Source organism: Aminobacter sp. P4_D5, assembly GCF_056401815.1.
On sequence record NZ_JBFUIP010000272.1, the window covers coordinates 1 to 4,846 of the forward strand.

6 protein-coding genes are annotated in these 4,846 nt (G+C 56.9%); 5 read left to right on the forward strand and 1 reads right to left on the reverse strand.

All coding sequences use genetic code 11. From position 1 onward, the window contains the following. From AC1DWF_RS30220 to AC1DWF_RS30240, 5 genes are all read left to right on the forward strand, one after another. Positions 1 to 246, forward strand: a 246-nt coding sequence (locus tag AC1DWF_RS30220) for a hypothetical protein (RefSeq protein ID WP_476842439.1), incomplete at its 5' end; no start/stop codon positions are given. Between the two features lie 4 nt (positions 247 to 250). After that, the gene (locus AC1DWF_RS30225; RefSeq protein ID WP_476789438.1) at positions 251 to 976 is read left to right on the forward strand and encodes an ABC transporter ATP-binding protein; all 726 of its coding nucleotides are present in this window, start codon (positions 251 to 253) and stop codon (positions 974 to 976) included. Next, the gene (locus AC1DWF_RS30230; protein ID WP_476842440.1) at positions 954 to 1,688 is read left to right on the forward strand and encodes an ABC transporter ATP-binding protein; all 735 of its coding nucleotides are present in this window, start codon (positions 954 to 956) and stop codon (positions 1,686 to 1,688) included. Before AC1DWF_RS30225 ends, AC1DWF_RS30230 begins: the two co-directional genes overlap by 23 nt. After that, on the forward strand, positions 1,685 to 2,599 hold the full coding sequence (locus AC1DWF_RS30235; RefSeq protein ID WP_476789440.1) for an NAD(P)-dependent oxidoreductase: 915 nt from the start codon (positions 1,685 to 1,687) through the stop codon (positions 2,597 to 2,599). The genes AC1DWF_RS30230 and AC1DWF_RS30235 overlap by 4 nt, the downstream gene beginning before the upstream one ends. Before the next feature lie 28 nt (positions 2,600 to 2,627). Next, positions 2,628 to 3,662 carry an NAD(P)-dependent oxidoreductase gene (locus tag AC1DWF_RS30240; protein ID WP_476786926.1) on the forward strand — a complete coding sequence of 345 codons (1,035 nt, stop codon included), beginning with the start codon at positions 2,628 to 2,630 and terminating at the stop codon, positions 3,660 to 3,662. Positions 3,663 to 3,697: 35 nt separating this feature from the next. On the opposite strand, the gene AC1DWF_RS30245 is transcribed toward AC1DWF_RS30240, so the two are convergent. Continuing rightward, positions 3,698 to 4,777, reverse strand: coding sequence for a helix-turn-helix domain-containing protein (locus AC1DWF_RS30245; RefSeq protein WP_476789442.1), 1,080 nt, complete (start codon positions 4,775 to 4,777; stop codon positions 3,698 to 3,700). Positions 4,778 to 4,846 lie beyond the last annotated feature (69 nt).

Sequence of the window (4,846 nt, forward strand, 5' to 3'; positions counted from 1 at the left end):
GTCGAGCAAGGTGGCTGGAAAACAAAGGCGGATACGGCAGCGCTAATCAAACACGCGGAATCGGTGCCGTCCTATCCGAGGGGTCCACTCTTCCCGCTGGGTGAGGTCGCGATGCGGGCGCAGGATCATCAGGCGTTCATGGATATATTCCTTCTGCAGATGCAGGGAGGAGCGCTTGCCAAGTATGGTATCGCCCCAAAGGATTCCACGATCTACGACGCCGATGTTGACCTGACGAAGGGCTGAAATCTTGCGGCCGCTAGAAAACGAAGCGTTCAAAGTGGAAGGGGTCAGCAAGATGTTTGGCGCCTTCCAGGCACTTAAAGACGTATCCTTGGGTGTTCACCACGGGGAGGTCTTGGCAATCATCGGTCCGAACGGCGCGGGGAAGACGACTTTCATCAACATCGTGAGCGGCGTCTTCAGGCCGACCAGCGGACGGATACTCTTGGAGGGCGCCGATATTACGGCGTTTTCCCCCCAGCGGCGTACGCGGCTCGGCTTGTCGCGTACATTCCAGATCACCAGCCTGTTTCGCGGCATGACCGTGGCCGAACATATGCAGCTCGCGGTTCGGGGTAGTGATGCGCTTGGCCATGAGCGCGCCGAACTGCTCGAGCAAATGGGATTGGCTAAGAGTGCGGAGCGACAAGTCGACACGCTTTCGCATGGCGACCAACGGATTCTCGAAATGGCCATGGCCATGGCGACCAAGCCAAAGGTGCTGCTGCTGGATGAACCGACGGCGGGCATGAGCGTTGCTGAAACCGACAACATGATCCGGCTTATATGCGATCGGTTACGCAGCAAAGCCGGTGTCATCATCATCGAGCATGACATGAGCGTCGTCACGCAAACCAGCGACAAGGTAACTGTGCTCGCGGCCGGGGCTGTCGCTGCCTCCGGACTGCCGGAGGCAGTACTTCGCGATCCTCTCGTTAAGGAATTGTATCTTGGAAGCGCTGCAGGTCACTAACCTTAGGGCGTATTACGGCAAGGCCCAGGTTCTACAAGGCTTGAACCTTTGCGCCCAGGCAGGCGCCGTGACCGCAATTTTGGGGCGCAATGGGGCGGGGAAAACAACCTTGCTCAAATCGCTAATGCGTTTGGGGCCGAGGGTCGAAGGAGACATCGCTATCCTGGGCAGTTCAACATTTGGGATGTCTGCGGATGCGATCGCTCGGCTTGGTGTCGCCTACATGCCGCAGGACGTCAGGGTCTTTCCGCGCCTGTCGGTTCTCGAAAACATTCAGGTTGCCGCTAGGACGGTGTCGAACCCGCGGCCGCTGAGAGAAATACTGGAAGTCTTGCCGGAGATCGAACCAAAGCTGGGACAACTGGCCGGAACATTGAGTGGCGGACAGCAACAGCTGGTCGGGATCGCGCGCAGCCTGTCCATGCGATGCCGACTGCTTCTGATGGATGAGCCCACGGAGGGACTCATGCCCCGGTTGGTTACGCAGGTCGGGGTGATCMTACGGCGCTTGGCGGCTGAAGGCGTGGCGGTCGTAATCGTCGAGCAGAATGTTGGACTGGTTCTCGACATCGGCCACGCCATTCACATAGTCGAGAAGGGCCTCATCAAATGGCAAGGGACGGCGGAAGAGGTAGTTTCCGCCAACGTGATCGATCGATACATGGGCGTAAACGTCCTTGAAGAAGACGAAAAGAAGGCAGGCAAAAAATGAAAGTCGTATTCCTGGGCGCGGGCCTTATGGGCGAACCAATGGCCGAACATCTCCTCCGTGCTGGTCACGAGGTGTTCGTCGTGGCGCATCGCAATCGCGAGCCGATTGAACGCCTCAAAGCTCAGGGAGCTATCGAGGTCGAATCTGCGGCGGTGGCGGCGGCAGCGAGCGATATCACCTTGATGATACTGCCCACCTCTAGAGAGGTTGAGAAGGTACTGTTCGGCGAAGCCGGTGTTGCGGCTGGAATGCGGCAGAACCATCTCGCTGTCGACATGGGCACCTGCTATCCAGCGGACACAAAGCGCTTGGCGGAGCGCTTTGCCCAAATGGGAGGACGTTTGATCGACGCACCCGTTACCGGTGGGGTCGACGGGGCTCGTGCTGCGACCTTGTCAATCATGGGGGGTGGGGACGTTGACGACTTTGACGAGGCGCGACCGCTGCTTTCAGCATTTTCCAGCAATCTCTACCATTTTGGTGAAATTGGCGCGGGCCACGCGGCCAAGTTAGTCCAGAACATGATCGGATTTGTCGAAGTCGCAGCTGTAGCTGAAGGGCTCGCGCTGGCGCAGGCGTTGAAATTGGACCCACAGACCTTCTTCCATATGCTCACCAATTCGCACTCCAACAGTCCCATTATCCAGTGGATGGTGCCCAAGGTGTTTGCTGGCCAGTTTGAAGCCGAGGCCAGACTCGACATTGCTTACAAGGACATGAGCCAAGCGGTGAAGATGGCCCGCGAGATGACCAGCCTTCCACTCAATATCGCCAACGCCGCCACAGAGGTCTTTCAGCTCAGTCGTTCATTCGGGTTTGGGGACCAGGACAGCACGGCCGTGGTGCGAGGATTGGAAAAGCTGCTTGGTGAGGAAATCCGCGTGACGCCGAGAGCGTCTCAAAACGCGTGATTATTCAGGTCGCACAGGAGCCGATCCAATGACTGATCTGGAACGCAGCGAGCCTATGGCGCGAGTGGCGATGCTGGACGAGGCGCTAGTGTCCTCGAAAATGGACGCCTTTCCGATCCTTCTAACGGAGGAACTCTCCGCAGAGGCTGTTCGCGCGTTCCAGAACACCTTCCCGAACCTGAAAATTCTGCAACCTTCGGACCAGACTCTTGGGGGCGTGCTCAGGGCGGCTGACGGCACTAGGGTAGTCGTCACCACCGTCAAGTATCGGTTGGATAGAGAGTTTTTCCAGGCTCTACCCAACACCGTCCAAATTATCGCCCTTTACTCGGCAGGCCACGAGCATGTCGATATCGATGCCGCGCGCGAGCGCGGCGTGTCCGTCATCAAGACATTTAACGTTCTCGCAGACTCTGTTGCCGATTTAGCCCTTGCGCTCTTGCTGACTATGACGCGCCGTCTCCTAGAAGGCGTCGATCTGGTGCGAACCGGCCAGTGGATGGGCTGGTCGCCGACCTTGCTTCTGGGGAGGGAACTCAGGGGCCAAGTGCTCGGCATCTATGGGATGGGAAGTATCGGCCGCGAGGTCTCGACGCGCGCACAGGCGTTCGGCATGAACGTCGCGTACAAAAACCGAGCGCCTCTTCCTCGAGATCTCGAGGGAGGCGCGCGTTTCGTCGCCGATGACAGGGAGTTCCTTGCAGCTTGTGACGTGCTGCTCCTGTCGGCAGCCTGCACTCCGCATACCCGCAAATATCTGGATGCTAGCCGCATCTCCTGGCTTAAACCGGGCGCTTTGGTGTTGAATGTTGCTCGGGGTGAACTGGTCGATGACGATGCGCTTATTGAGGCTTTACTGTCCGGCCATATCGCTGGTGCAGGCTTGGACGTTTTTCAAAACGAACCTGCAATGGACGCCAGGTATCTAGCGATACCAAGCGTGGTCCCATTACCTCACATCGGCAGTGCCACGCTGGAGGCCCGCGCGGCTATGGCCGATTCGTTGGTTGACGGCATTGAGCGAATTCTTCTCGGCCAAACTGCCGCGCAACAGCTGGTGTAAATAGGCGTTTTTCAGCGAACTTGAAAGACCGCCCTTCAGCTTTTGGGGGAACTATCCATAGAAAGAAGGGTGGAAAGAAACAAATGAAACATCTCTCTTTCGCTTGTAATGTCTAGTTTATAGTATAATCGCCAACGATGGTTCTTGACCGTTCCCACGGAGACGCCGAGCTGCTTGGCAATTGCTGCATTCGGAAGGCCTACGAACGAAAGCCGGACTATTTCTGCTTCTCTAGGCGTCAGATCTTGCTGCCGACAAAAAGCGTCAAGGGCGGCCTCTCCTGATGTTGAAAGCGGCTCTGGCGATCGCCGCTCCACTACGATGAGGTGTCCGCTGGGCGCCAAGGAAAAATCGTCGGGCAACTGATCCCAATGCACGACTTGCTGGCTGTCCAGTTGCAAGAAAGCGGGACCGGCATTAGCGATCTGCTTGAGAATTTGGGGAAGTACCGTGGCCACTTTGGGATTTATGGACCAAGCCTCGTTGGCATAAGCTATTTCGCCGCGCCGGTCGAGCACCATGAGGGCGTTGCTGAAATTCTCGTCGATCGTTTTACTGTTGATTGTTCTGGCTGCAAAGAACAAGCGATCCATGTGAAGCTTGTGCAGTGCCTCCAGACTTGGGAGCAGTGCATTGGCGATTTCAAAGTCGCGCGGTTCGAAACGAACTCGGTGCCGCTCACAGCAAAATGCGATGGTGACACCGCCATAAGCGGGCAGAACAATCGCGAGCTCATCGTAGATTGACATCTTGACCAGCTCGGCCAGATAATTTTCGTCAGTCTCGGTTGTCAGTGCACGTAAACTCACGACGGTGGGCTGAATGTTCGTACGCGCCAGCTTGTGGAGCGGATCGACGCGATAAAGACCTGCCAGATAGTAGGCAACGCCTTCCTCGGTCAGCGCCTGGTTGAGAATGAAAGCCGGTCTGTCGTAGGCCGAATAGCGCATGACCAATCGCTTTCCGCAGCGCAAGACGGTGCTCAACAAAAGCGAAGCCCTATTGTAGAAGTTGTCTGTCCCGACTGCGGCGATTACATTTGCAAGCTCGGTGAGAAAATCCGCTTTGCCTGTCAGCTTGCTCGGCTGCCTGGCGCTTTCCGTCTGGCTGTCCATTGTCAATGTGCTTCCTGAATTCGCTGGGACAATGTTTGCCCGTGGAGTTCCGTTTGAGCAACACGATCG